Here is a 24360-nt window from a genome sequence, read left to right as displayed (position 1 = left end):
GGATGAATGATTCTCCCCTCACGATAGACAAAGCTAGCGTCCATTTCGGTGACACCAAAGTTCTTGACGGGGTCTCCTTCGAGGTACCTCAAGGCAAAATTTTAGGTATCGCCGGCCCTAATGGTTCCGGGAAAACTACCCTCATGAGGGCTATGTTCGCTGCGCAAAAACTATCGGAGGGGAGAATCCTCCTCAGCGGGCAGCCTTTAGAACAAATGCGTCCCGGTCAAGTTGCCCGGCGTATCGCAGTAGTTTCCCAATTCGAGCATGACATGGAAAGAACCCGCGTAATCGACATTGTTCTTCTGGGACGATCCCCGCATCGTAAGGATATTCAAGGATATAGCGAAGCTGATCATAAAATCTGTCAAGAGGCTCTCGACGCTGTTGGAATGAGCTACGCACAAGACCGCTATGTGGATACGCTTTCCGGTGGGGAACGTCAACGGGTTCTTATTGCCCGCGCCCTCGCCCAACAATGTAAATGTATCCTGCTAGATGAACCCACAAATCATCTAGATATCAAGTACCAACATCAAATTCTTAGTATCATCAAGAAAGTTAGCGACACAGCTGTCATAATCTTGCATGATCTTAACCTGGTAACCCGTTACTGCGACCAGGCAATTATCCTTAAAAACGGCCGGGTACACACTCAAGGTATCCCGGACACGATTCTCACTTCTGAACTCATCCACGATGTTTATGGCGTAAGCGCAAAAGAAGTTCAAGACGGAAACGTCAAACAATTTATTTTCAAACCATTGCCATCCACCACCTGACAGGTGAGCTAATGCCGCAGGCTCTAACGGTGTACTGTAACCAGGGAAACACGCCTGTTAGAGTTACGAAAGGTAAAGATTTTATTGTTGGGCTAAGGGCGATGGCCTGCGATTAAAACGCGCTGTCCGCGAGGAAGTGGTGAAAAGGTGACGAAGGGGTTATTTGTAGGGCTGGCAACCTTAGATGTTATCCAGTTAGTGGAAAAACTCCCGGCTGAAAATGAAAAAATCAGAGCCCTTGATTTCACATTCGCCGCGGGGGGACCTGCCAGCAATGCCGCAGTGGCCTTCGCACACGGATATTCAAAACTAGGTGCGGGACTAGAAGATAGGGGCGATGCAGTTCTGGTAACCCGGATATCCGATGACAGAATCGGCGAGCTGATTCGCGAAGACCTCGAAAAAAATCATGTTCGCCTTAAGGCATCCACTCTGCCTGGAAACACGTCCTCGACCGTGGCCACGATCTTAGTAACCCAATCAACCGGGAACAGAGCGGTAGTTTCTGCTACTGACCAGCGAAAACTTGCCCCTGCCTATAGCGCCCTAGATATCGAGGTCGAAAATTTCGACATTGTGGAAACCGATGGTTACGAAACTGATCTCACTTTAGAGGTGTTGAAGCGGGCTCGCAGTTCGGGAATAACTACGGTTTTAGATGGAGGGAGCGTAAAGAGCTACACCGAGGAACTGTTACCTTACATTGATGTTGCTATCGTCTCGGAATCATTTGCCAGTGGCCACAGCTCCGCAGAACTTTTTGACTATCTGGCGAACTTCGGGGTCAAATATTCAGCGATTACTCGAGGTAGCAAAGAAATCCTATATTCGGCGGATGGAATTACCGGAACCCTAAAAACCTGTAAGACTACCGTGGTAGATACTCTTGGTGCCGGGGATTTCTTCCACGGAGGTTTCGTGAAAGCCCTGGGCAAGCAAGCGCTTACCGCAGAAACTTTCTTAAATGCGCTTGCCAAAGCGAGCCGGATCGCAGCCTTATCAATCCAATCCTTCGGCACTCGGAAGTGGCTGGCAGAAAACTAGCTATTTTCTACCGAAATATCGAAAAGTAATCTGATTAGGGCGTCGGCCTCGAGCTTGGTTTTTTCCACAATATCTTTATTGGGGGAATCAACTTCCTCTACCCATTTAACCGCAAGTTTTCGAGACCGTCCCCCAGCCATTTGCCTTTCAATAAGCCTATCTTTAAGTAAAGAAGTATCAGTATCCAAATACCACAGGATGTCCAGCATTTCCTTAACATGTTCCCAACCGCCGTTATTTGCGGCCAGATAATTCCCTTCAGTGACAATAACCTGAGTGTCTGGCTTGATTTCGATAGCAGCCGCAATCGGCTCGTGTAGCGTGCGCGAATAGTTAGGGACGAAAACAGGGTAATCTACTATTTCCCGCAACCGTTGCAGTACATTAAGGTATCCATTTACATCAAAGGTTTCCGGAGCGCCTTTCCGATCTAGTAGCTGCCTTTGCCGCAATACCGCATTCGAAAAATGAAATCCATCCATTGGCAGGTACGCACTATGAATGTCTAAAACATCAGTTAAATAAGCAACAAGTTTCTGCGCTAACGTAGACTTTCCAGCGCCAGGAGCTCCGGCAAGACCCACAATACTGCGACCAGGGCGCAACTGCCGGCAGAGATCTCGTGCAAGATATTCCAAGCATCCAAATTCATAAATCTTCACTGGCAATCCCCCTAAAGAAACTTTACTTCTTTGATATTACTGGCATCGGAAGGGACACGACCGGTAAGAGCTGTACGAACGACTGTAAGAGAGCGCGAGGGCTAGGTTTTATCCGAGCAGGTGCGGTGGGCATAAGAATTTGGGAAACGTCGCTACGTTTCCCAAATTCTTGGGCAGGAGGAAAAACCTAGCCCCCGCGCCAGCCCTCCCGGGTTCGAGTCCCTAAGCTCATAAAATGTTGAAGCCCCAGGATAAACCTGGGGCTTCAATATTTTAGTGGAGCTAGCGGGACTCGAACCCGCGACCCTCTGCTTGCAAAGCAGATGCGCTACCAGCTGCGCCATAGCCCCTTCGAGCTGGAAAACCGTTTACAGGTACTTCCAAACTCCAGAATCATTGCGAAGATCATTTGCTGCATTTAGCAACCAGGCGAAAAACACCCCGATAAACAACAGTTTTAAGGTCTTTTTCAAATCTACCTACCTGGTCGATTACTAGAAACAAACTTCCCTCGCAGTGGGCCTAGCTGGGCTCGAACCAGCGACCTCAGTCTTATCAGGACTGCGCTCTAACCAACTGAGCTATAGGCCCATCGTGTCCATCCGTGAACACCATTGCAGATTACAACATTCCTAACCCGGCTTTCAAACCCGTCCCGGGTGCGTTCCGTCACGCCGCCCTCGAGCCTTAGCACCCGGCAAGGAATGCGGTAATACTACTCGTCAGTCAACGCTAGCCGGATCCCGCCAACCAGCGAAGTTACCAAGTTATATATAAATGCTCCCACGGTAGAGAACGCAGTCGTTAAAATCACGTTTGAAACTGCCACAATAGTGCTCATCGCCATTACTCGCGGCAGCCGCAAGTAATCAATAATCGAAGCAATCGAACCGGTGGGATCAATATCGTTAATAAAGCTCTCCACCGAACTAAACACGCTCATCGAATTTAGCAGCAACCAGACCAGCAACCCCGCCAGCACCATGGCGATCCCGAGCGCCACTGAGAGCAGGAAGGAAACTTTCATTACCGACCAGGGGTCAATCCGGGAAACCACCAACGAGATTTGGCGCGGCTGATACTCGGCAATCTTCTTTGCCGAGGACGCACCCGCGGCCTCGGTCTCTCCCTTCTTCTGAACAGAGGAGGATACTTCCGGAACCTGTGGAATCGCAGAGCTGTTACCACCCTTAGAACCAGACTTAACGGCAGCTTTCTTTCCCGCGGCCTGAGGTGATTTTTCGTTCTTTTTCACTTGGCTGTCCCCATCCTTATTTTGTATTTCCTCAGTTTGCGGGGTTTCATCCCACAATGACTGGGGGGCGCGATTATCTTCACTCAGACTAGGCGATTCGTTCTCGCGGGAAACATTATCCGCTGTTTGCTCTGAGCGAGCCTTATCTTGATCTTTGCCATCAGTTGTCATTGGTCAGCCTCTCACTAGAGCTCAGTTTTTTCGGTTTCTAACGCGGCCACTTCTTGGTCGAGATCCTCATCCGTAGCCTCCGACGATTCATCATCATCTGATTTCTCATTATTTAACGCTACCGCCAAAACCGCATCCCCCGGAGCCGGACGAGTGAAAATCACTCCCTGCGTGTTGCGTCCCGTGCGGGGAACCTCGTCCACCCGCGAGCGCTGCACTTTACCAGAGTGCATAATCACCATGACTTCATCATCGTCATTAACAATCAAGGCGCCCACCAGGCCGCCGCGCTCAGCCACCAGGTTTGCAACCTTAATCCCCAGGCCGCCGCGACCTTGTACCCGGTATTCCTCAACCGAAGTCCGTTTCGCGTATCCGCCCTCGGTCACTACCAAAAGGTCACTATCAGGACGGATTACCGTCATCGCCAACAGATGATCCCCTTCGCGGAACTTCATGCCTCGCACCCCGGAGGTGGCGCGACCAGTAGGACGCAAGGCTTCGTCAGAAGCTAAGAAGCGCAGCGACTGTCCCTTGTGGGAAACCAATAGCAGTTCATCATCGCCATTTACCAGTTCCGCAGACACCACTTCATCAGCGGCACCATCAGGCATTTCTCGCAGGTTAATCGCGATTAGCCCGCCGGTACGATTGGAATCATATTCAGTAAAGCGAGTCTTTTTCACCAGTCCCGAGCGGGTAGCTAGTGCCAAATACTCGGCCTCATCGTAAGAACTGAACGCCAACACTTGCGCGATTTTTTCTTCCGGTTGGAACGCCAAGAGGTTAGCTACGTGCTGCCCTTTAGAGTCACGTCCTCCCTCGGGCAGCTCATAGGCTTTCGCTCGGTAAACTCGACCCTTATTAGTAAAGAACGCCAACCAGTGATGGGTGGTGGTAGTAAAGAAGTGATCCACCACGTCATCTTCACGCAGCTGCGCTCCTTTAATGCCTTTACCACCGCGTTTTTGACTGCGGTATTGATCCAGACGGGTGCGTTTTACGTACCCTGAACGGGTAATGGTGACCACCACATCCTGTTCTTCAATGAGGTCTTCCATCGACATTTCTCCGGCGAAGGGCATTATCTTAGTGCGCCGTTCATCGCCATATTTGTCGACAATCTCGCCCAGCTCGGTGGAAATAATTCCCCGCTGCCGCTCCGGACGAGCCAAGATATCTTGTAAATCCTTTACCCGCGCCTCTAACTCAGTGTGCTCATCGAGGATCTTTTGCCGCTCGAGGGCGGCTAGGCGGCGCAGCTGCAAAGCCAAAATCGCATCCGCTTGGACTTCATCTACCCCGAGCAGCTCCATCAGGGCGCTGCGCGCCTCATCAACTGTGGGAGATTTACGGATAGTAGCAATCACCGCATCCAAGGCATCCAGCGCCATCAGGTAGCCTTGCAAAATATGGAGGCGATCTTGTGCCCTCTTCAGGCGGAAATTGGTGCGGCGCACGATTACTTCTAACTGGTGATTGATCCAGTTAGAGATAAACCCGTCGATAGACAGCGTCCGCGGAACCCCATCTACCAGCGCCAACATATTGGCAGGGAAAGAATCCTGCAGCTGGGTGCGCTTATAGAGGTTGTTCAAAACCACCTTGGGAACCGCGTCCCGCTTGAGCACAATCACGAGACGCTGCCCGGAGCGGTCCGAGGATTCGTCGCGAATATCTGCGATTCCCTCGATCTGCCCATCTTTCACCAGTCCGGCGATTTTTGCCGCCAGATTATCCGGATTGACCTGGTAGGGAAGTTCGGTAACCACCAGGCAGACCCGGGAGTTGATTTCCTCTACGTTGACTATGGCTCGCTGCACAATGGAACCGCGACCGGTGCGGTATGCCTGTTCAATCCCTTTGCGCCCCAAAATAGTGGCGCCCGTGGGGAAATCCGGTCCCTTAATCCGTTCGATCAGGGCTTCCATTAATTCTTCGCGCGAAGCCTCGGGATGCGCTAGAGCCCACTGCACCCCGTCGGCAACTTCCCGCATATTGTGGGGAGGAATCCGGGTAGCCATCCCCACTGCGATTCCCTCTGAGCCGTTAAGCAGCAGGTAGGGGAGTCGCGCAGGCAAAACCGTGGGTTCTTGGGTGCGCCCATCATAGTTGTCCATAAAATCGACAGTGTCTTCATCGATATCGCGCACCATTTCCATCGACAAAGGCGCCATTTTACATTCCGTATAACGCGGAGCTGCCGGCCCCAAGTTCCCCGGAGACCCAAAGTTACCTTGACCAGCCACCATCGGGTAACGCATCGACCAGGGCTGCACTAGGCGCGCCAAGGCATCATAAACCGCGGCGTCACCATGAGGGTGGAAATGGCCCATCACGTCGCCGACTACGCGCATACATTTGGAGAACCCGGCATTGGGGCGGTAACCACCGTCATACATGGCATACAGAATCCGCCGGTGTACCGGCTTCAAACCATCCCGCACTTCAGGCAGGGCACGCCCTACGATCACACTCATCGCATAATCCAGGTAGGAGCGTTGCATCTCGGTTTCTAGGTCAACCTGATTAATATGTCCCTTTGCCTGGAAAAGACCGGAATTATTTTCGAGGGCGTCTGCCGAAGCGGTGTCCCCGCCCCCGAAAGCCGCGCCGGAGTGCTGGGGGGTTTCCGGGGAATCCGCTTGCTGATTTTGATCCTGGTTGTCTATTTCACTCATTTTTCCCGTCCCTTAAATATCCAAGAACCGCACGTCAGTGGCATTGCGCTGAATGAAAGCGCGCCGCGACTCCACGTCCTCACCCATTAGCATGGAGAAAACTTCATCCGCGCTGGCCGCCTCGGATAAGGTCACTTGTTTGAGCATCCGATCTTCGGGGTTCATAGTGGTTTCCCACAGTTCCTGGGGATTCATTTCCCCGAGCCCCTTATAACGCTGCACCCCGCCCTCTTTTGGCAGGCGCTTACCATCGGTTTTGCCGTCCTCTAAATATTCGTCGCGTTGGCGATCCGAGAACACGAACTGGTGGGGCGCGTTCGACCATTTCAGCCGGTAAAGCGGGGGGCAGGCGATAAATACGTGCCCTTTTTCAATCAGGGGACGCATATAGCGGAACAGCAAAGTCAGTAGCAAAGTCGCGATATGCTGGCCGTCCACATCGGCGTCCGCCATAATCACGATGGCGTTATAGCGCAGCTTGGAGATATCAAAGTCTTCGCCAATACCGGTACCAAAGGCGGTAATCAAAGACTGGATTTCTTGACTGGATAGGGCGCGGTCTAGCCGCGCTTTCTCTACGTTTAGGATCTTGCCGCGAATCGGCAAGATTGCCTGGTGAGCCGGGTCGCGCCCCTGCACCGCCGAGCCACCTGCCGAGTCGCCCTCTACGATATAGATTTCGCATTGGGAGGCATCGCGGGAAGAGCAATCCCGCAATTTGCCGGGCATAGACACGGACTCGAGGGCGGATTTGCGCCGGGTAGCTTCCCGAGCTTTGCGCGCAGCCACCCGCGCGGTTGCCGCCTGCTGTGCCTTTACCAGAATCGCTTTCGCGTCCATGGGGTGGGCATCTAACCAGTCACCCAGTTTGGAGTAAACCTGCTGTTGGACAAAGGTGCGCGCCTCGGTATTGCCCAGTTTGGTTTTGGTTTGCCCCTCGAACTGCGGCTCGGTGAGTTTAACCGAGATCACGGCGGTTAAACCTTCCCGAATATCGTCACCGGTCAGGTTATGATCCTTGTCTTTCAGGATCCCTTTGTCCCGGGCGTATTTATTCATCAAGCTGGTCAAGGCCGAGCGGAAACCTTCCTCGTGGGTACCGCCCTCGGTGGTGTTAATCGTGTTCGCGTAGGTATGAACCGACTCGGAGTAAGCGGTGGTCCACTGCAAGGCGATTTCGAGGCTGATGGAGGCATCCTCGTTAACTGACTCAAAATCGATAATCTCCGGGTTGATGACCTCGGATTTCTTGGAGTGGTTAATGAACTCTACATAGTCGCGCAGACCGTTTTCGTACATGAACGATACTTGCCGGAAACCGGGAACCGGATCATCGGCGGTGCCTTGCGCATCGCCAGTAACCAGATCGCCGGCATCGGTGGCCTCCGGGCGTTCATCGGTTAGAGTGATGCGCAGCCCCTTGTTCAGAAAAGCCATCTGCTGGAAACGCTGCCGCAAAATTTCGAAACTAAAAGTAGTGGTCTCGAAGATTTCCGGATCCGGGTAAAAGGTCTGCTGAGTACCGGTTTCTTCGGTTTCTTCTCCGCGCTCCAGTTCGGTGAGGGGATGCCCGCCGTTACCGAAGGATTGCCGCCATACGTAACCCTGCCGTTTTACCACGGTGTCCATCCGCACCGAGAGGGCATTTACTACCGAAACGCCAACCCCGTGCAAGCCGCCGGAAACCGCGTAACCGCCAGACCCGAATTTGCCGCCCGCATGCAAGATGGTCATTACTACTTCGACCGTGGGGCGTTTTTCGGTGGGATGCATATCTACCGGGATTCCGCGGCCGTTATCGCTGACCCGCAGACCCCCATCTGCCTGGATGGCAACTTCGATATGGTCGCAATAGCCGGCCAGAGCCTCGTCGACGGAGTTGTCGACTACCTCGTATACCAGGTGGTGCAGACCGCGCTCCCCGGTAGAACCGATATACATACCGGGGCGTTTGCGTACTGCCTCTAGCCCCTCTAAAACTGTGATGTCGCCCGCGCCGTATTCGTGCTGGACTTGTTGGTCACCCAGATCAGCCACCTGCTGGATCTCCTTGATCTAGTTCGTTGACCCCGAGCCGGATATTCCCAGCCACTGAGCACTGTACGCCCCGGGGCATTCACGCCGAAAATCCGGCGCTCACTAGCTCTATTCTACCGTGAAAGCCTCAAAAACCCACATTTTACGGCCTCACCCCACTTTTCGGGGGAAAGTCACTTTTTTTCTTCCGGCGCGTCAGACGCAAATTTTTTCCGAGGACGCGCGCGGACTTAGAAAAGATAGGTACCGTCACGAAAGGATCTGGGATAGCTTTGCTACAGCCGAGGGTGACTTGGCACCAATACCGGCTAGCTTTACCGGAAAGGCAGGTGCTATTTAGGATCCATAATCCGGTAGCCCAGCCCGCGCACGGTCACGATAATCTTCGGTGAGTGCGGGTCGTCCTCAATCTTGGAACGCAGCCGTTTGACGTGCACGTCTAGGGTCTTAGGATCCCCGAACCAGTTTTCGCCCCACACCCGATCCATAACCTGTCCGCGAGTAAGTACCCGTTCGGGGTTACGTAAGAAGTACTCCAGCAGTTCAAACTCCCGCAGCGGCAACTCTTTAAGTTCCCCGTGTACCCGCACTTCGTGGCGGTCAACATCCATCGTTACCGGGCCGACCTCCAAGACGTTTCCAATTTCAGGTAGCTCTTGGGTACGGCGCAAAACCGCAGTAATTCGGGCTAAAAGTTCGCGGAACCGATAGGGCTTAGTAACGTAATCGTCGGCGCCCAGTTCCAAACCGATTACCACATCCACCACGTCATCTTTAGCGGTAACCATGATGATGGGAGTATCGAAATTCTCGCGCACCTGACGGCAAACCTCGGTACCGGGGATCCCCGGGAGCATCAAATCTAGCAAAATCAGGTCGATACGGTTGGATTTAACCGCTGAAAGTGCCCGGTCACCGTCTTCTACCCCAATGACTTCGTAACCCTCACGTTTTAGGGAGTATTCGAGAGGCTTGCGGTAGGCTTCCTCGTCCTCCACTACTAATATGGTGGTCATTATTTTTCCTTTGTCAGCGCTATTTGGTCAGTTTGCTTAGTGTTTGGGATGTGGCGCGGCAAAATAATGGTGAAAGTTGCGCCCTCCCCCGGTTTCGAGTTCACGTGGATGGAGCCATTAAGATCCGAGACCACGTGTTTTACAATCGAGAGCCCCAACCCGGTTCCGCCAGTGGAGCGGGAACGAGCTGGATCAACCCGATAAAAGCGTTCAAAAATTCGTTTTTGGTCTTCCTCAGAAATGCCGATCCCATTATCAGCAACTTCGATAACCACATTGTCGTTTTCTCGCAAGGTGATATCTACCTGCCCCCCGGAATCAGAATAACGAATCGCGTTTTCCAATAGGTTCTGCAGGGCGGAAGTCAGCAGTTCCAAATCGGCATGCACCAGAACATCTTCACCCTGTGGGAAATGGGTATTTATCGTAATATTTGCGTCTTCAGCAGCGGTAGCCACCTGGTCGAGCGCATCATTAATAGCTTCGATTACCAACATCGAACGCGGCTTGGCTGGCAAGCGCCCATCTTGCAGACGCGCTAAGGAAATAATTTCGTAAACCAGTTTGGTTAGTCGCCGCGATTCTTTAACTAGCTGAGTGGAAAAACTTTCCACCGCCTGCACATCATCAGCATTATCGTGGATAGTTTCTGCCAGCAAAGAAATTGCTCCCACCGGGGTTTTCAGTTCATGGGAGGCGTTAACCACAAATTCCCGCCGGGTGGCATCGGCCTGGAGGACGCGGGTACGATCCTCCAGTAACACCAGGGTGTGCCGCGAGGAGATGGGAGCAACCCGCACCCTAACCGACCAGGGAACGGCAGCATCGGGATGCACCAAATCGTATTCTTCCTCTACGATTCGCCCCGTACTGCGTGCCTTTTCAATCTGCTCTAAAACTTGTGGGTACTCAATTTTCCCGTTATGGAATAGGGGAACTAGCCGCGCCATCTGCGAAACGTAGGCAAAGGAGTTATCCGGCTCCAGCACTACTGAGGCTTCGGGTAGGGCATCGAGGATTGTAGAAAGATCCTCTACCTGCCAGCCTGAACCATCCCAACTCACCTGGTCGCTTGTGCCCTCCATACCTCATATTTTAGAGGTGTAAATATCTGAGAAACTAATTAGATTGACTCCGTTAACCAAACGTTTACCGTAGGTAACAGTTTTTTTATTTGTCACTGTGGGCTCCGAACCCCTGCCGATTGCCGCCGCGCGGGCGCCCTATCCAAAACGCCCCGCAATGTAGTTTTCGGTGACCTTTTCGTGGGGGGTGAGGAAGACGGATTCGGTAGGACCAATCTCAACTAGTTTCCCGGGTTTACGCGGCCCAGCAATGTTAAAGAATGCGGTCTGATCCGAGATTCGCGCCGCCTGCTGCATATTGTGGGTGACGATCACAATCGTGTAGGTCTCTTTTAACTGGGCAATCAGATCTTCAATCGCCAAGGTAGAGATGGGGTCAAGCGCGGAGCACGGCTCATCCATCAGCAGCACCTCGGGCTTTACTGCTATCGCGCGCGCAATACACAGACGTTGCTGCTGGCCACCTGAGAGGGAAGCGCCCGGTTTATCTAGCCGGTCTTTAACTTCTTCCCATAGGTTCGCGCCTTTGAGGGATTCTTCTACGATCTGCTCGCCCTCGGATTTGCTGATTTTGACCCGATTCAGATGCAAGCCCGCCAATACATTGTTCTTAATCGACATGGTGGGGAAGGGATTCGGACGCTGGAATACCATCCCAATCATCCGCCGCACCTCCACCGGATCAACATCTTTGCCGTAAAGGTTATCCCCGTTGAGCAGAACTTCTCCCCCAATGCGCCCTCCGGGAGTAACTTCATGCATCCGGTTCAAAGTACGCAGCACCGTGGATTTTCCACACCCCGACGGCCCAATCAGGGAAGTTACCGTTTGGGTTTCAATCGTCATATTTACGTCCTCTACGGCTTTGAAATCTCCGTAGTAAACGTCTAAGTGTTTAGTTTCTAAACAGATTGCCATTTTCTTTTCCTATCTGCTTTGCTTCTTGGAGCCCTACTCGCGGCGAGGGCGAGTTATTTATTTACCAATCGAGAGTTTCTTGGCTACGAACCTGGCTCCCAGATTCAAAACCAAAACCGCGAATACCAGCACTAAGGCCGCGCCCCAGGCGCGATCCACATTGATAGTGGGGTTACAGTTCACCGCGTGGGCGGCACAGGAAACCGTGGACGTGTACTGCTGATAGATATAGACCGGCAGGGTTTCCATGCGACCAGAAAACACATTGTTGTTAATCGCGTCGAACATGCCGGCCGTGATCAACAAAGGCGCGGTTTCACCCACGATACGGGCGATCGCTACCACCACCGAGGTCACTAGACCAGCCGCCGAGGTGCGCAGCACAACCGAGACTACGGTGCGCCATTTAGGAACCCCCAAGGCGTAGGAGGCTTCCCGTAAATCGTTAGGTACTAGCCGTAACATTTCGGCAGATGAGCGCACTACCAGGGGAATCATTAATACCGAAAGGGCAACTGCTCCCATCAGACCGGAGCGGTAGGCTGGGCCAATCACTATGGTGAATAGCGCCGCCGCGAACAGGCCGGCAACTATGGAAGGAATACCGGTCATCACATCTACCAAGGTGGTAGTGAGTTTGGCGAACTTAGTGTTACCCGCGTATTCGGTTAAGTAGATGGCTACCGCAAGCCCTAGGGGAACAGAAATAACCGCTGCTACCAGAGTAATCAGCAAGGTGCCCACCATCGCGTGATAGATCCCACCAGCTTGCATCCCCCCATAAACGCCTTTCATAGACACGCTGAGGAAGTAGGGGGAAATAATCCCCATGCCCCGGCTGATCAGTTCGTATCCGATAGAGATTAAAATCGCTAGCACCAGCAGACCGCACAGCCACATAGAAGCCCCGATCGCGTTATTGGTGAACCGGCGGCGAAAACTCAGCTTTTTATCTCCACCCAGCCGGGCGTGCTTTACCTCGGTTTTTGGCTCTGCATTTTCTGGTTTATCCTGATACTTCAGCTTTCTCTCTAGGATTACCGCCTGCAAAGCAGAGGTATTATCCGAGGAAGATAAAGCCGCAAGCTTTTCGCTTTTACCGCGGCTAACTGCTCCGGTGCTGGCGGAATCTTTGCCGATGCCTATAGATTGTTGCTTTAACTTCAGGTCGCCCTGATTCTGATTTTCTTCCCTCATTTATTTCCCCGCACTTTCTTTACGGGCTACCAACCAACGTGCACCCGAATTGACCAGTAATGTCAGCACGAACAGCACTAGACCGGTGAAGATTAGCGCTGCCGCCATATTGGAATCAGCCTCTGGGAACTGCAGGGCGATATTGGAGGCAATCGTAGAGTGCGCTCCCGCCCGGAACAACGACCATACGTAGGAGGCACCGGGAGAAAGTACCATCGCCACTGCCATAGTTTCTCCCAGAGCCCGGCCGAGTCCGATCATCGCCGCCGATACCGTACCGGAACGTCCGAACGGTAAGACCACGGTTTTTATCATTTCCCACTTGGTGGCGCCCAACGCCAGCGCCGCCTCCATTTCCAGGCTGGGGGCGCGCGCATAAACCTCTCGGCACAGCGCGGTAATAATCGGAATCACCATAATCGCCAACACTACCGAGGCCGAGAAAATTACCCGTCCAATCGGAGAAACCGGTCCAGAAAACAACGGGAACCAGCCGAAATAGGTGGCGAGAAACTCCATAATCGGCTGCAAGATTGGTAATAACACCAACCCGCCCCACAGGCCGTAAACAACCGAAGGAATCGCTACCATTACGTCAATCAATCCCGCGATGATTGCCGAGATTTTCTTAGGAGCATAGAAGTTAATAAATACTGCCAGCGCCATAGATAACGGCAAGGCAATCGCCAGGGCGACCGTCGCTGCCAGCACGGTTCCAAATAGCTGCGGCGCTACATACTCCCAGATGCTAACCATTTCGGTACGTCCCCGCATCCGCAGCCGCAGATCCGGGTTAGAGATTGCCGGCCAGGCCTGCAAAGTTAGGAACATTGCTACCAGGGCTAACACGGCGGCAATGACTACCGCTGAACCTTTAGTAGCTAGGTAAAACAGTCCATCCCAATTGAAAATTCCCTTTCGGGAGGGAGTTTGCAGGGATTGTCGTTTATCGGGGAGGGTTTTGGTACTCACATTTCCTCCAGGTGGTTAAGGCCAGGGGTACCGGTTATAGCCGGTACCCCTGGCCACCATTGCCCAAATTTGGGGGATCTTACTTGATTGCGTCGAGCGCAGTAGTGATCTTCTTGGTGATTTCGCCACCCAAGGGAGCAGATCCGGCTGCCTCGGCAGCTTTCTGCTGTCCGTCAGCGGATACCACGTAGTTAACCCAGGCTTTCACCAGTTTGGCAGTATTGGCATCTTTGTACTGCGGGCAAACCGCGTAGTAAGAAACCAGTACCAGCGGGTAGGCTTCGGGATCATCCGGGGTGCGGTTCAGGTTCAACGCCAGGTCGTTCTTTTCCCGGCCGTCCTCAACTTTGGCACTTTCAACGATCTTGGCAGCTGCCTCGGCTGAGTATTCCACGAAACCGTCTCCGGCCTGGAGTGCGGCAGTTCCAAAGTCACCGGCTTGCGAGGCATCGATATAACCGATCGCACCTTGAGTCTTCTTCAGATTGTCTACTACCCCAGCGGTTTTGTCTCCGGATTCGCCCCCAGCTACCGGCCAATCCTTAGAAGGATCATCCGGCCAGGCGGTTGGCGCTGCCGAGTGCAGGTAATCGGTAAAGTTCTCAGTGGTACCAGACTGGTCAGCGCGGTGAATAGCCACAATCTTGGAGTCAGGCAGTTTCGCATCCTTGTTATCGGCGACGATAGCCGGATCATTCCATTTGGTGATTTCCCCGCGGAAAATCTTGGCGATGGTTTCCGGTTTCATATTCAGCGTCTTGATTCCCTCCAGGTTGAAAGCAACCACCACTGGAGATACATAAACCGGCAGGTTAATTGCCTTGGAGTCTTTACAAACCGCAGCAGATTTATCGATTTCTTCACTGGAAAGCGCCTCGTCAGTACCCGCGAAGGCTACGCCTCCCTGTAAAAAGGTAGTAACCCCCGCCCCGGAACCAGTCGGGTCATAGGTAACTTCCACATTTTTAGCTACATCCGCAAATCCGGCTTTCCAAGCCTCAACTGCACTCTTTTGGGAGGATGCGCCCGCGCCTGCAAGTTTGCCAGAAATATCGGTGGTCTCAACTTTCTTGGTGTTTTCAGCTGTCCCCGTGGCGTTATCGGAGCCACAGGCGGCCAAGCTGGTTGCCGAAAGGGCAAGACCAGCGATAACAGCTAAAGATTTAATGCTCTTGCGCATGTCTTTCCTTCAATTCTTTTAGATCTTTCATTGACACTTGCAAGCTAAGACAAGAAGTTAACGCTTCCCTGACGCCAGCGTTAATTCTTGGTGAACATTATTTCCAAGCCCCGAAACTAGTCAGCTAAAGTGTATCTACCTGCGATAAAGCAGGTATCTAGTTAGCCACCGGGGCGATCCATACCAGAGTGTAATAAGGCAAAGTTACGCTTTGCTCAGGGTTTAAACCCAAATCATCGCATAAATAAGATCGCAGATTAGTCTGCAAATGCCGCTTTCCGCTGGCACTGGCTCGCAGATACGATGACCGGGTTTTCGCCAAGGTAAAAAGCGCAGCTACCGGCAACGATATTCCCCATTGGAAAAGGCTTAGCTCCGGCTTTGCGAATCCCTTTCCCAACTGGGGTATGCGGTCAGGATGGTGTACATCCCCCGAACGCATCACCCGCGAAAGCCGCTTTACCCAGGGGAAAGACACATTCATCTGGTTATAGATAATCACTAGCCGCCCACCGGGCTGCAATACCTTAAGAGCCGCTGCGCAGGCCGCCTCCTTATCAACCCAATGCCAGGATTGCGCAAAACAGAGCGCATCAAAGGTTTTAGGCGCAAATAACTCGGCCACGTCCTCGGCTTTGCCCTCATATAGAGGGATTTGAGGAAGGGATTCGCGGAACATTTCCCGCATCGCTGCCGCGGGCTCCAGGGCGCTAACCGTTACTCCCCGCGCCGCTAACGCCCGAGTAAATTTGCCGCTACCAGCCCCAACATCTAGTGTTTTCGGGTTTTTTAGCCCAGAAAGCGCCGCGTCTACTGCCAACGGCGGATAGGTGGGACGGTAGCGTTCATAATCGGTTCCGGCCAAAGTGTAGGGGTTCCCCCCGCTCGCTGTGCCCCCTACCTGCTGCCGATCGGTAATACTGCCGGGAGGTGGACCTAAATCAACCATAGGTATCGCGCGGACCGCGCCCTTTCACCGAACGCGGCCCGTATTTCCACGAGGGCGCCTTCGGACCCAACACAATCAAGCGTTTGATCACTACTGTCCCCGCATGCTCTTCGATTAGCCCCATTAGTTGGGGAATCAGGTTGCGCAACTCGCTGGCCCAGCGGGTAGAGTCACAACGCAAAATCACATCTCCATCTTTAATGGATTCAATCTGGGCGTGTTGGGCTACTTGACTGCCCACTATTTGCTCCCAATTGGCCTTTAGTTTGCCTTCATCAAGGAGTTTTCCGAGCCCAAAATTTCGCACATATTTTTTCCAAACCGCCCCTAAACTGCGCGGTTCCCGGCGTGACCATCTGCCGCCATTCCCCGCCCCCGCAAGTCCGGGAGAGGGCTGCAATTGAGCTAATCCTGGCACCTGATCACGAGCATAGTTATCATTGATGCCTTTGACTTTCCCTAAAGAAATTTCCCCAAACTCGCTGGCAGATGCGTCCTCGGCAATAGCGGGAGCCGCCACCCCATCCCAGTTTCGTCTTCCCCGAAAACGCCGCAGCTCACTAGCAGACATGCGGATTAGACCCTGCGAAAAAGCGTGCTCTTGGGCGGCGCGCAGCATCCGCTGGGTATAGGTGGGGGTTTGCTCTGGCTGCTCACTCACGAAGCTTCCCCCCGGTCATTTTCCGAGGCCGCGTTTCCGGCCTCCTGCTCAAGCCGGCTGGCGGGTTGAATCCGAGTTCCCTGCGCTCCGCGTAGGACTTCAAAGAATTGTCCTGTGATTTCGGCAGGCAAGTCTTTACGGTTGGTAGCGGTAATTAGTACCTGATCAGCGCGATCCATGAAATCCAGGAGGGCGGCGCGCCGGGAAGGGTCTAGCTCCGCGAACACGTCATCTAAAATCAGAATTGGAGTTTCCCCCACCTGCCTTAACAGCTCGAACTGTCCCAGGCGTAAAGCCAGGGCAGCGCTCCAGGTTTCCCCGTGAGAAGCAAACCCTTTTACCGGGAGGGCATCCAGCATCACCGCCATATCGTCCCGGTGTGCGCCCGCCAAATTAACTCCGCGAGTAAGTTCTTCTTCGCGTCGCGCCGCGAAAGTCTCCCGCAAGGCACCAGCTACCGCCTGGGGATCTGCCAGGTCAGCGGGAGGATTAAAAGATGGCAGGTAGGACAGTCCCAAAGTTTGCGAGGAGTTCGCCAAGTGTTCTTCCCCTAGCACCAGCAAATAGGCCTGCGCCGCATGCGAGGTAAGCGCTTGCAAAGCCCTCACTCTCCCCGCGATCAGGCGTGCCCCCACCTGGGATAACTGATTATTCCAAACATCAAGGGTCGACAGCTCTAAAGACAGATCTGCCCCGCGGCGCTTCTTTCTCGCCGCCTGTTTTAACAGGGCGCCGCGCTGGCGCAAAATCTTTTGATGCTGAGTGATCGTACCGGCCTCTACCGGCCAGAGTTGCACTAGCAAATCATCCAGGAAACGGCGCCTAGCTGCGGGGTCACCCTGCAAAATATCTAAATCTTCCGGAGCGAACATGGTAGTAGGTACCAGGCCGCGTACCTGTTTTAGAGGTACCGGGCTACGCGCTAGGCGCGCGCGATTTGCCCTCCCAGAACCTATCTCCAGGTCAAGCTGCACTTCGCGCTCTCGAAAATGCGCTTTCACCCGAATCACTGCCGCGGCGGAAGCCCCACTATCAGCAGTATTACCCGCCGCAGTCTCCGGGACTTCTAAATCTTCCTCCTGACCGGCCGCAGGTTCTAACCTTTCGCGCTGCGCCAACGCCGCCGACTGCGGCGCAAACCGTACCAACGCGCTGTCTGTGCTCGCGCGATGGGAATGGAAGTTTGTTAAATATCCTATGGCCTCTACAAAATTGGTTTTACCTTGGCCGTTTGGGCCAACCAGGATATTTACCCCCGGCGATAACTGCACCACACACTGATGAAAACTGCGGTAATCATCAAGGGCAATACTGGAAATATACATAGCCGGGGGTACGTTCTACCCTGCCCTTTAAGATGAGTAGCGAATCGGCATCAACAGGTACCGGAAGTCTTGGGAGTCATCCCCGTCTAGTTCTTCCTGCCCCGTGATGACCGCCGGTTTGGTGGGATGGGTAAAGGACATGCGTACATAGTCGGAATCTAAAGCCCCTAATCCATCCAATAGATACTGGGAGTCGAATACGATCATCATCGGTTCATCAGCAATAAAGGTGCAGGTCATCTCTTCATGAGCCTGTGCGTCATTCCCCTGACCGGCCTCTAAGGTGAGGGTGCCTTCCGCAAAATTCATGCGGATCTGGGCGCTGCGATCGGTAACCAAAGAAACGCGTTTAATAGCCTGTTCTAGTTCTTCGCGGCGAATAACTGCTTTAATCGGTGCTTCCTTAGGGAAGAGGCTGGTCACTGGGGGATAATCGCCTTCGGTTAGCTGGGAGGTAATCTTGCGTCCTCCGGCCTCGAGAGCAATAATCGCGCCCCCTTCGGAAGAATTTTCCAAACCGAGGTGAATCTCCCCGGAACCGGAGAGCGCCTTGGCCATTTCGGAAAGAATCCGCGACTTCACCAGGGCATCGGCAGAAAAATCAGTTTGTTTCGGTTGCCAATCCATCTGCCGTACTGCCAAGCGATAACGGTCAGTCGCCATCAAGGTCAGGTGGGAATCTGATAGTTCCATCCGGACGGTTGCTAGCAAAGGTAGCGCTTCATCGGAAGAGGCCGCGCGAGAGACCTGCGCAACCGCCCGCGCGAACTCGCCGGATTCAATCTCTCCGACCGCTTCGGGGACTTGCGGCAGCGCCGGATAGTCATCTAGCGGCATTACTGCCAGCTGGAAACTGGAGGCGCCGCAAGAAATACTGACTTTGCCGCCCTCCATCTCTACTGTTACTGGTTTTTTGGGGAGCTGCTTACAAATATTGGCAACCATTTTTCCAGAAACCAGCACTTCGCCCTCTGATTCGACCTCGGCTTCAAATTGGTTTCGGGAAGAAACTTCATAGTCGAAACTGGACAAGGTGACAATCCCGGCCTTGGCGCTCATCCACACCCCACCTAATACGGCCACTGCGGGACGTGCCGGCAAAGTGCGGGCGGTCCAACTGATCGCGTCCTCGAAAATGTCACGCTCGACTACGAACTTCATGCGCTGCCCCTTTTATCGTCTTTACCATGGTTTATGGCGCGGAATCTGCAAAATTCAGCCGGAAAAATTAGGCTGAATCATTTGTTCAGTCTCCCATTATAAGGTTTCGTATCCCGATTAGCACCAAAGTGCTCAAAACTGGGGATAACGCGCCGATTCTAGCTGCAGATCAAAATTTTTTATAAGTCTTCCGCGCTGCCTAGCGGAACGGTTTCACGGTAACTGGGGGGAAGCCGCAATGAGTTCGCGAGTGTAGTCCTGCTGCGGATCAGAAAATACCTGCGCAACCGGGCCGGTCTCCACGATTTTCCCTTTTCGCATTACCACTACCCGCTGACACAGGTGGCGCACCACCGCCAGGTCATGGCTAACAAACAATAAGGTCAAGTTATCTCGCTGCGCCACCTGCATAATCAGATTCAAAACTTGGGCACGCACCGAAACATCCAAGGCAGAAACCGCTTCATCAGCTATTAGCACGTCAGGACGGGCAGAAAGAGCACGAGCCAGGGCGATCCGTTGCCGCTGTCCCCCCGAGAATTGATGCGGATATTTATCGGCGTCCTCGCTGCTTAAACCTACTTCTGCCAGCACTTCTTCTAGGCGCGCCGGGATATCGGTAGGTACCCCTTCTCGCCCGCGCACCCAGGGCGAACGCAGCGGTTCCGTAATAATCTTTCCCGCCCGCATCCTAGGATCTAGGGAACTGAGCGGGTCTTGGAACACGATTTGTACCCGGGAACGCAGATTTCCCAACTGTTTTTCTTTTAGTCCGGTAATCTTTTGCCCCGCAAACCTGATTTCCCCACTGGTAGGGCGAGATAGGCCGCAAAGCATCCGCACCAGGGTGGATTTTCCAGAGCCGGATTCGCCTACGATTCCCAGGCGCTCCCCGGCGTTAATCTCCAGGTTTACTCCCGCTACCGCCCGCACCTGTCCGCTAGAGCGGGGATAAATTTTCACTAAATCTTGGGCGCGAAAAATCGGTGGCTCACTCATCGCTCCCCCTAAAGAAATCACTGAGGACGGGTAGAGGCTGTCCGGGTGCTACTGCCGTGATATTAGCGGTTGCCAGCAGCCCGCGAGTATACGGGTGCTGAGGCTGATCCAAGACTTGCCGGAGGGGACCGCGTTCAACAATCTGTCCCTGATACATAACTAATAGGTATTCACAGATTTGGTTGACTACCGCTAAATCATGGCTGATAAACAGGCAGGCCGAACCACCCTGCGCCAGTTCTTTATCTAAAAGCCGCAGCACTTTCGCCTGCACCGTAACGTCCAAGGCGGTAGTGGGCTCATCGCAAATCAACAGCTGGGGGGCATTTATTAGCGCCATCGCCATCATCACTCGTTGACGCTGTCCTCCAGACAGCTGATGGGGGAAAGCACTCGCACTTTGCTCCGGATCAGGCAGCCCCACCCTCTCCAGCATTTTTATTACTTCCTCGTGTTTGCCCCGCTTGCCGCGTTGGTGCAGCCCTAACACCTCGGCTACCTGTTTTCCTACCCGCATTGTGGGGTCGAGGGCGGTCATGGGTTCTTGAAAAATCATCCCAATTTTCGCGCCCCGCAACTGCGCCAGCTGCCGATCTGCCAGTGATAATAGTTCTTGCCCGTCAAGAGAGATGGATCCGGAGACCTGCGCGCCCTCATCGAGTAAACCCATCAGAGATAGCGCAGTTACGGATTTACCGGAACCGGATTCGCCGATCAGTCCCACGCGTGCCCCGGGCGGAATTTCGAAACTTATTCCTTTAACTACTGCGCGCCCTCCGAAGGAAACCTGCAGTTCATCTACTTTTAATCCTTTCATGGCCGCTCCCGAAGTTTCGGATCGAGCACCTCGCGCAGTCCATCCCCTAATAGGTTGAACCCGAGAACGGTCAGGGCGATCCCCAGTGCTGGCCACAGCGCCAGCTGCGGACTGACCAACAGCGATTTTTGGGCTTCAAATAGCATCAACCCCCAGGTGGGAGTGTCTGGGCGGGTTCCTAATCCCAGATAGGATAGGGCGGCCTCCGCCAAAATCGCGAGGGCGAAACTCACCGAGGCCTGCACGATTATTGTCGGCATAATATTGGGTAAGACGTGGGTAAAGGTTGAGCGGTAGCGGGGAGTTCCTGCTGCCCTGGCCGCCACCATATAGTCCTGCGACATTACCCCCAAAGTAGCGGCGCGAATATTGCGGGCAAATGCGGGCACCGAAGCAATCCCAATCGCCACCATAGCGGTCCAAGTAGACCCAGATCCGCGCGCTGCCGCCAGTAAAATCGCCAGGAGTAGGGCGGGGAAAGCATAGAGAATATCCAGGCCGCGTTCAATAATCTTTGCTGGCCAACCTCCACGCTGAGCAGCATAAATACCCAGGGGAACCCCGATAAGAGCGCCGATACTCACCGACACTATCCCCACCAACAGACAGATTCCCGCTCCCGAGAGCATCCGAGAAAATACGTCGCGGCCAAAATCATCAGTACCGAAAATATGGATTGCGGAGGGCGCGCTTAAACGCTGCTCACTAACTTCGGTCGGATCGAACGGCAAGTAAAAGAAAGAAACTATTCCCATCAGCACTATTAGGCTGACCAGCGCGATCCCCATCCACAGGCTGGGGTGGCGTCGTAGCGATATTTTCTGATCGGTCTTCACCGTTCCACCCCCTGCCGAATTCTAGGATCCAATAGCTGATAAACCACGTCCACCAGGGCATTAATCACCAATACTGCCGCCACTAGCAGCATTACCACCGCTTGCACCACGGTTAAGTCTCGCTGTCCAACCGCGGCGATTAGGTAGGTACCCAAACCGGGAATCGCAAACACCTGTTCTACCACGATTGCTCCCACCAGCAGGGTGGAAAGTTGCAGCCCCAAAACCGTGATTACTTGTAAGGAAGCATTCCGTACTCCGTGATGCACTAGCGCCGCGGGAAACCGCCAACCAATCGCCCTCGCCGTGCGGAAATAATCCTGTTTAATCACTTCAATAAAAGCGGAACGGGTATAGCGGGTCAGCACCGATCCTTGCACGATCGCTATCGACAGCACCGGCAGGAATAGGTAGCGTGCCCACTGGAGCGGATCTTCCTGGAAAGAAACATAGCCGTTGGCCGGCAAAACCTGCAGTTTCACCGCAAAAATTATGGTTAGTAGCATTCCCGCTAAGAATGCGGGGATGGCCATTCCCAGCTGACTGAGGGCGGAAACCACGATCCCGCGCTTACGGTTACGCCACAGCGCCCCCGCCATTCCCAGAGGAATCGCCAGCAATAAAGCCAGAATCATCCCTCCGAAGACCAGCGAAAATGTGGCTTCTAACCGGTGCGGAAGTTGCTCGGCGATTGCTTGCCCGGTGAAAATCGAATTACCGGGATCCAGGCGAATCATCCCTGATAGCCAGCTAAAATAGCGCAAAATTAGGGGCTGATCTAGTCCCATAGTTGCCCGGAGCTGCGCCACCGCCTCCGGGTCGGCATTCGCCCCTAAAATTACCCCGGTAACATCCCCCGGTAGCAGATTTATCAGCAAAAACACCACCAGGGAGGCCACTATCAGGCTAACTAATAGGGTGGCAATCCGTTTAAGGATGGCTTTTGCTGGCGCTTTCATTTCAGCTTTGATAGCTAATCGAGGACAAATCGAAGGATAGTCCGGTTACGTTCGCGGCCAAACCGCTAATATCCGCCTTGGTTACGATCAGGTTCGGCAGCAGCCACAAGAACCCGGCGGCGGCATCATCGGAAAGCACCTTCGCCGCCTGCTTCATGTATTTAACTTGGTCCTCCGGGGTGCCCTCATCGGCTTTTTGATACAAATCCCGGAACTGCTGCGAATCGTAATGCCAGTAATAGTCGGTGTTGGTGAAGCGGGAAATATCGCGCGGCTCCATATGGGCAACAATCGTGAGGTCATAGTTAGATTTGACCATCACTTCGTCTATCCAGCGCGCCGGGAACTCTAACTGTTCAATCTCTAAGGTAATCCCCACTTTAGAAAGCTGACTCTTGATATGGGTAGCGGCTCCCGCCGCATAGGGCAAAGTAGGAATCCGCATTTTTAGGGTCAACCCGTCGCCGTATCCCGCCTCTGCCAGCAGTTTCTTGGCTTTTTCCCGATCCAAGGGATAGGCAGTCGACAAATCCTCATACCAGGGATCAGTGGGAGGCACCATCGATCCGATCATCAGGCCTTTGCCTGCCCAAACCGCGTCCCGCACCGCTTTACGGTCCAGAGCATAATTTATGGCTTGACGCACCCGTTTGTCTTTGAGGGCTGCGCGCTGCTGGTTCATCCCCATCACTACTTCGCCGTTAGTGTGGCCTTCCAGTACTTTAAACCGGGAATCATCACTGAACTTATCGAGTGCCTGCGGGGCTGCCAGGTTAGAAATAATATCCAGCGAGCCGGACAGCATCGCAGTATTCATCGCATTTGGGTCAGAGAAGTAGCGGAAAGTCGCTCCCTTAACCTTGGGTTTTTCTCCCCAATATTTTTGGTTAGTGGCTAACTGAATTTCTTCGCCCTGCCGCCACTCTTTCAGGGTGTAAGGGCCAGAACCAGCCGGTTTAGTCGCCAAATCGCCCTTATCGAGTGCCTGCGGGTCGTAGATAATCCCGGCAGTGGAACTCAGGTAATACAGCCAAGCATTAGAGGGATGAGACAGCTCAAATTGGACTTTGTTACCCCCGAGATCTTTCACCGCTTTCAGGGCTTCCATTTCTTGTTTACGGGTAGGGCTCACGGTCTTATCGTTGAGCAGATAGTTAAAAGATTTCGCGACTGCCGCCCCATTAACCGGCGCACCCGAAGCGAACTTCGCGTCCCGCAAAGTAAAGGTGTAGGTCTTGCGATCAGCAGACACCTGGTAATCCTTTGCCAGTAGCGGCACCAGCTTGCCTTTGCCGTCCACTCGCAGCAGGGTTTCATACACGTTATAGAGCAGCGCATAGGTGATCGCCGCCGCATCGTTATGCGACGGATCCAAAGTCGAGGGCGTAGCATGCACCCCAATTGTGAGCACGCGCTCCGATTTATTACTAGAAGAGTTAGTGCTGGAACAGCCAGCTAACACCAAACCGGCTACCGCCAGTACGGCCAAAAGACGCTTACGCAAGGATCTCCCCTTTATCGGCAATGGGTCATGATCGCTTCAATCATAGTCGCTAACCCGCCTTGCTATAATTTTCCGCCAGATAGCAGCCCTCACGGGTTCGACCCCGGGGCTCAAAATTGGTGGAGCCCGGCGCGAGGCCGGGCTCACAA

General features: G+C 53.5%; 21 protein-coding genes and 2 tRNA genes. 2 read left to right on the top strand and 21 right to left on the bottom strand.

The window, feature by feature from the left end; all coding sequences use genetic code 11:
- Positions 1-2 precede the first annotated feature (2 nt).
- Positions 3-782: an ABC transporter ATP-binding protein gene (locus F605_RS0103735; RefSeq protein WP_022864571.1), complete on the top strand. Its 780-nt coding sequence runs from the start codon at positions 3-5 to the stop codon at positions 780-782.
- Positions 783-929: 147 nt separating this feature from the next.
- On the top strand, positions 930-1826 hold the full coding sequence (locus F605_RS0103730) for a PfkB family carbohydrate kinase (RefSeq protein WP_022864570.1): 897 nt from the start codon (positions 930-932) through the stop codon (positions 1824-1826).
- On the opposite strand, the gene F605_RS0103725 is transcribed toward F605_RS0103730, so the two are convergent.
- From F605_RS0103725 to F605_RS0103620, 21 genes are all read right to left on the bottom strand, one after another.
- On the bottom strand, positions 1823-2488 hold the full coding sequence (locus tag F605_RS0103725) for a nucleoside/nucleotide kinase family protein (RefSeq protein WP_022864569.1): 666 nt from the start codon (positions 2486-2488) through the stop codon (positions 1823-1825). The two genes, F605_RS0103730 and F605_RS0103725, sit on opposite strands and share 4 nt — an antisense overlap.
- Before the next feature lie 277 nt (positions 2489-2765).
- Positions 2766-2838: transfer RNA gene (locus F605_RS0103720), tRNA-Ala, on the bottom strand.
- Between the two features lie 167 nt (positions 2839-3005).
- Positions 3006-3079, bottom strand: a tRNA-Ile gene (locus F605_RS0103710).
- A gap of 124 nt (positions 3080-3203) precedes the next feature.
- Complete coding sequence (locus F605_RS11570) at positions 3204-3914, bottom strand: DUF3566 domain-containing protein (protein ID WP_022864567.1); 711 nt, start codon at positions 3912-3914, stop codon at positions 3204-3206.
- Between the two features lie 14 nt (positions 3915-3928).
- On the bottom strand, positions 3929-6595 hold the full coding sequence (gyrA, locus tag F605_RS09745) for a DNA gyrase subunit A (protein WP_022864566.1): 2667 nt from the start codon (positions 6593-6595) through the stop codon (positions 3929-3931).
- Positions 6596-6607: 12 nt separating this feature from the next.
- On the bottom strand, positions 6608-8632 hold the full coding sequence (gene gyrB, locus F605_RS0103695) for a DNA topoisomerase (ATP-hydrolyzing) subunit B (RefSeq protein ID WP_022864565.1): 2025 nt from the start codon (positions 8630-8632) through the stop codon (positions 6608-6610).
- Between the two features lie 332 nt (positions 8633-8964).
- Positions 8965-9648 carry a response regulator transcription factor gene (locus tag F605_RS0103690; RefSeq protein WP_022864564.1) on the bottom strand — a complete coding sequence of 228 codons (684 nt, stop codon included), beginning with the start codon at positions 9646-9648 and terminating at the stop codon, positions 8965-8967.
- On the bottom strand, positions 9648-10733 hold the full coding sequence (locus tag F605_RS09740; RefSeq protein ID WP_081639106.1) for a sensor histidine kinase: 1086 nt from the start codon (positions 10731-10733) through the stop codon (positions 9648-9650). The genes F605_RS0103690 and F605_RS09740 overlap by 1 nt, the downstream gene beginning before the upstream one ends.
- 138 nt (positions 10734-10871) lie before the next feature.
- Complete coding sequence (gene pstB / locus F605_RS0103680) at positions 10872-11651, bottom strand: phosphate ABC transporter ATP-binding protein PstB (protein ID WP_022864562.1); 780 nt, start codon at positions 11649-11651, stop codon at positions 10872-10874.
- Between the two features lie 57 nt (positions 11652-11708).
- Entirely contained in the window at positions 11709-12848 is a 1140-nt protein-coding gene (gene pstA / locus F605_RS09735) for a phosphate ABC transporter permease PstA (RefSeq protein ID WP_022864561.1), read from the bottom strand.
- Positions 12849-13820, bottom strand: a complete 972-nt coding sequence (pstC, locus tag F605_RS0103670) for a phosphate ABC transporter permease subunit PstC (protein ID WP_022864560.1) — start codon at positions 13818-13820, stop codon at positions 12849-12851.
- A gap of 79 nt (positions 13821-13899) precedes the next feature.
- Entirely contained in the window at positions 13900-15000 is a 1101-nt protein-coding gene (pstS, locus tag F605_RS0103665; protein WP_022864559.1) for a phosphate ABC transporter substrate-binding protein PstS, read from the bottom strand.
- 157 nt (positions 15001-15157) lie between these two features.
- Positions 15158-15865 carry a class I SAM-dependent methyltransferase gene (locus F605_RS09730; RefSeq protein WP_040765272.1) on the bottom strand — a complete coding sequence of 236 codons (708 nt, stop codon included), beginning with the start codon at positions 15863-15865 and terminating at the stop codon, positions 15158-15160.
- Between the two features lie 76 nt (positions 15866-15941).
- On the bottom strand, positions 15942-16610 hold the full coding sequence (locus F605_RS10975) for a DciA family protein (RefSeq protein WP_022864557.1): 669 nt from the start codon (positions 16608-16610) through the stop codon (positions 15942-15944).
- Entirely contained in the window at positions 16607-17935 is a 1329-nt protein-coding gene (recF, locus tag F605_RS09720; RefSeq protein ID WP_022864556.1) for a DNA replication/repair protein RecF, read from the bottom strand. The genes F605_RS10975 and recF overlap by 4 nt, the downstream gene beginning before the upstream one ends.
- 27 nt (positions 17936-17962) lie before the next feature.
- Positions 17963-19096, bottom strand: coding sequence for a DNA polymerase III subunit beta (gene dnaN / locus F605_RS0103645; protein ID WP_022864555.1), 1134 nt, complete (start codon positions 19094-19096; stop codon positions 17963-17965).
- Positions 19097-19309: 213 nt separating this feature from the next.
- The gene (locus tag F605_RS0103640; RefSeq protein WP_022864554.1) at positions 19310-20095 is read right to left on the bottom strand and encodes an ABC transporter ATP-binding protein; all 786 of its coding nucleotides are present in this window, start codon (positions 20093-20095) and stop codon (positions 19310-19312) included.
- Complete coding sequence (locus tag F605_RS0103635; RefSeq protein WP_022864553.1) at positions 20088-20912, bottom strand: ABC transporter ATP-binding protein; 825 nt, start codon at positions 20910-20912, stop codon at positions 20088-20090. The genes F605_RS0103640 and F605_RS0103635 overlap by 8 nt, the downstream gene beginning before the upstream one ends.
- On the bottom strand, positions 20909-21748 hold the full coding sequence (locus tag F605_RS0103630; RefSeq protein WP_022864552.1) for an ABC transporter permease: 840 nt from the start codon (positions 21746-21748) through the stop codon (positions 20909-20911). The genes F605_RS0103635 and F605_RS0103630 overlap by 4 nt, the downstream gene beginning before the upstream one ends.
- Positions 21745-22707, bottom strand: a complete 963-nt coding sequence (locus F605_RS0103625; protein ID WP_022864551.1) for an ABC transporter permease — start codon at positions 22705-22707, stop codon at positions 21745-21747. The genes F605_RS0103630 and F605_RS0103625 overlap by 4 nt, the downstream gene beginning before the upstream one ends.
- A gap of 1 nt (position 22708) precedes the next feature.
- Positions 22709-24211 (bottom strand): ABC transporter substrate-binding protein, encoded by a 1503-nt coding sequence (locus F605_RS0103620; RefSeq protein ID WP_022864550.1) that lies wholly within the window; start codon positions 24209-24211, stop codon positions 22709-22711.
- Positions 24212-24360 lie beyond the last annotated feature (149 nt).

The sequence above is a fragment of the Varibaculum cambriense DSM 15806 genome, assembly GCF_000420065.1.
GTDB lineage: Bacteria > Actinomycetota > Actinomycetes > Actinomycetales > Actinomycetaceae > Varibaculum > Varibaculum cambriense.
This window is presented reverse-complemented; position numbering and strand designations above follow the sequence as displayed.

Coding starts and splice junctions, on each gene's coding strand:
- F605_RS0103735 (WP_022864571.1), top strand. CDS start 3: ATGAATGATTCTCCCCTCACGATAGACAAAGCTAGCGTCCATTTCGGT.
- F605_RS11570 (WP_022864567.1), bottom strand. CDS start 3,914: ATGACAACTGATGGCAAAGATCAAGATAAGGCTCGCTCAGAGCAAACA.
- gyrA (WP_022864566.1), bottom strand. CDS start 6,595: ATGAGTGAAATAGACAACCAGGATCAAAATCAGCAAGCGGATTCCCCG.
- F605_RS0103690 (WP_022864564.1), bottom strand. CDS start 9,648: ATGACCACCATATTAGTAGTGGAGGACGAGGAAGCCTACCGCAAGCCT.
- F605_RS09740 (WP_081639106.1), bottom strand. CDS start 10,733: ATGGAGGGCACAAGCGACCAGGTGAGTTGGGATGGTTCAGGCTGGCAG.
- pstB (WP_022864562.1), bottom strand. CDS start 11,651: ATGGCAATCTGTTTAGAAACTAAACACTTAGACGTTTACTACGGAGAT.
- pstA (WP_022864561.1), bottom strand. CDS start 12,848: ATGAGGGAAGAAAATCAGAATCAGGGCGACCTGAAGTTAAAGCAACAA.
- pstS (WP_022864559.1), bottom strand. CDS start 15,000: ATGCGCAAGAGCATTAAATCTTTAGCTGTTATCGCTGGTCTTGCCCTT.
- recF (WP_022864556.1), bottom strand. CDS start 17,935: ATGTATATTTCCAGTATTGCCCTTGATGATTACCGCAGTTTTCATCAG.
- dnaN (WP_022864555.1), bottom strand. CDS start 19,096: ATGAAGTTCGTAGTCGAGCGTGACATTTTCGAGGACGCGATCAGTTGG.
- F605_RS0103640 (WP_022864554.1), bottom strand. CDS start 20,095: ATGAGTGAGCCACCGATTTTTCGCGCCCAAGATTTAGTGAAAATTTAT.
- F605_RS0103635 (WP_022864553.1), bottom strand. CDS start 20,912: ATGAAAGGATTAAAAGTAGATGAACTGCAGGTTTCCTTCGGAGGGCGC.
- F605_RS0103625 (WP_022864551.1), bottom strand. CDS start 22,707: ATGAAAGCGCCAGCAAAAGCCATCCTTAAACGGATTGCCACCCTATTA.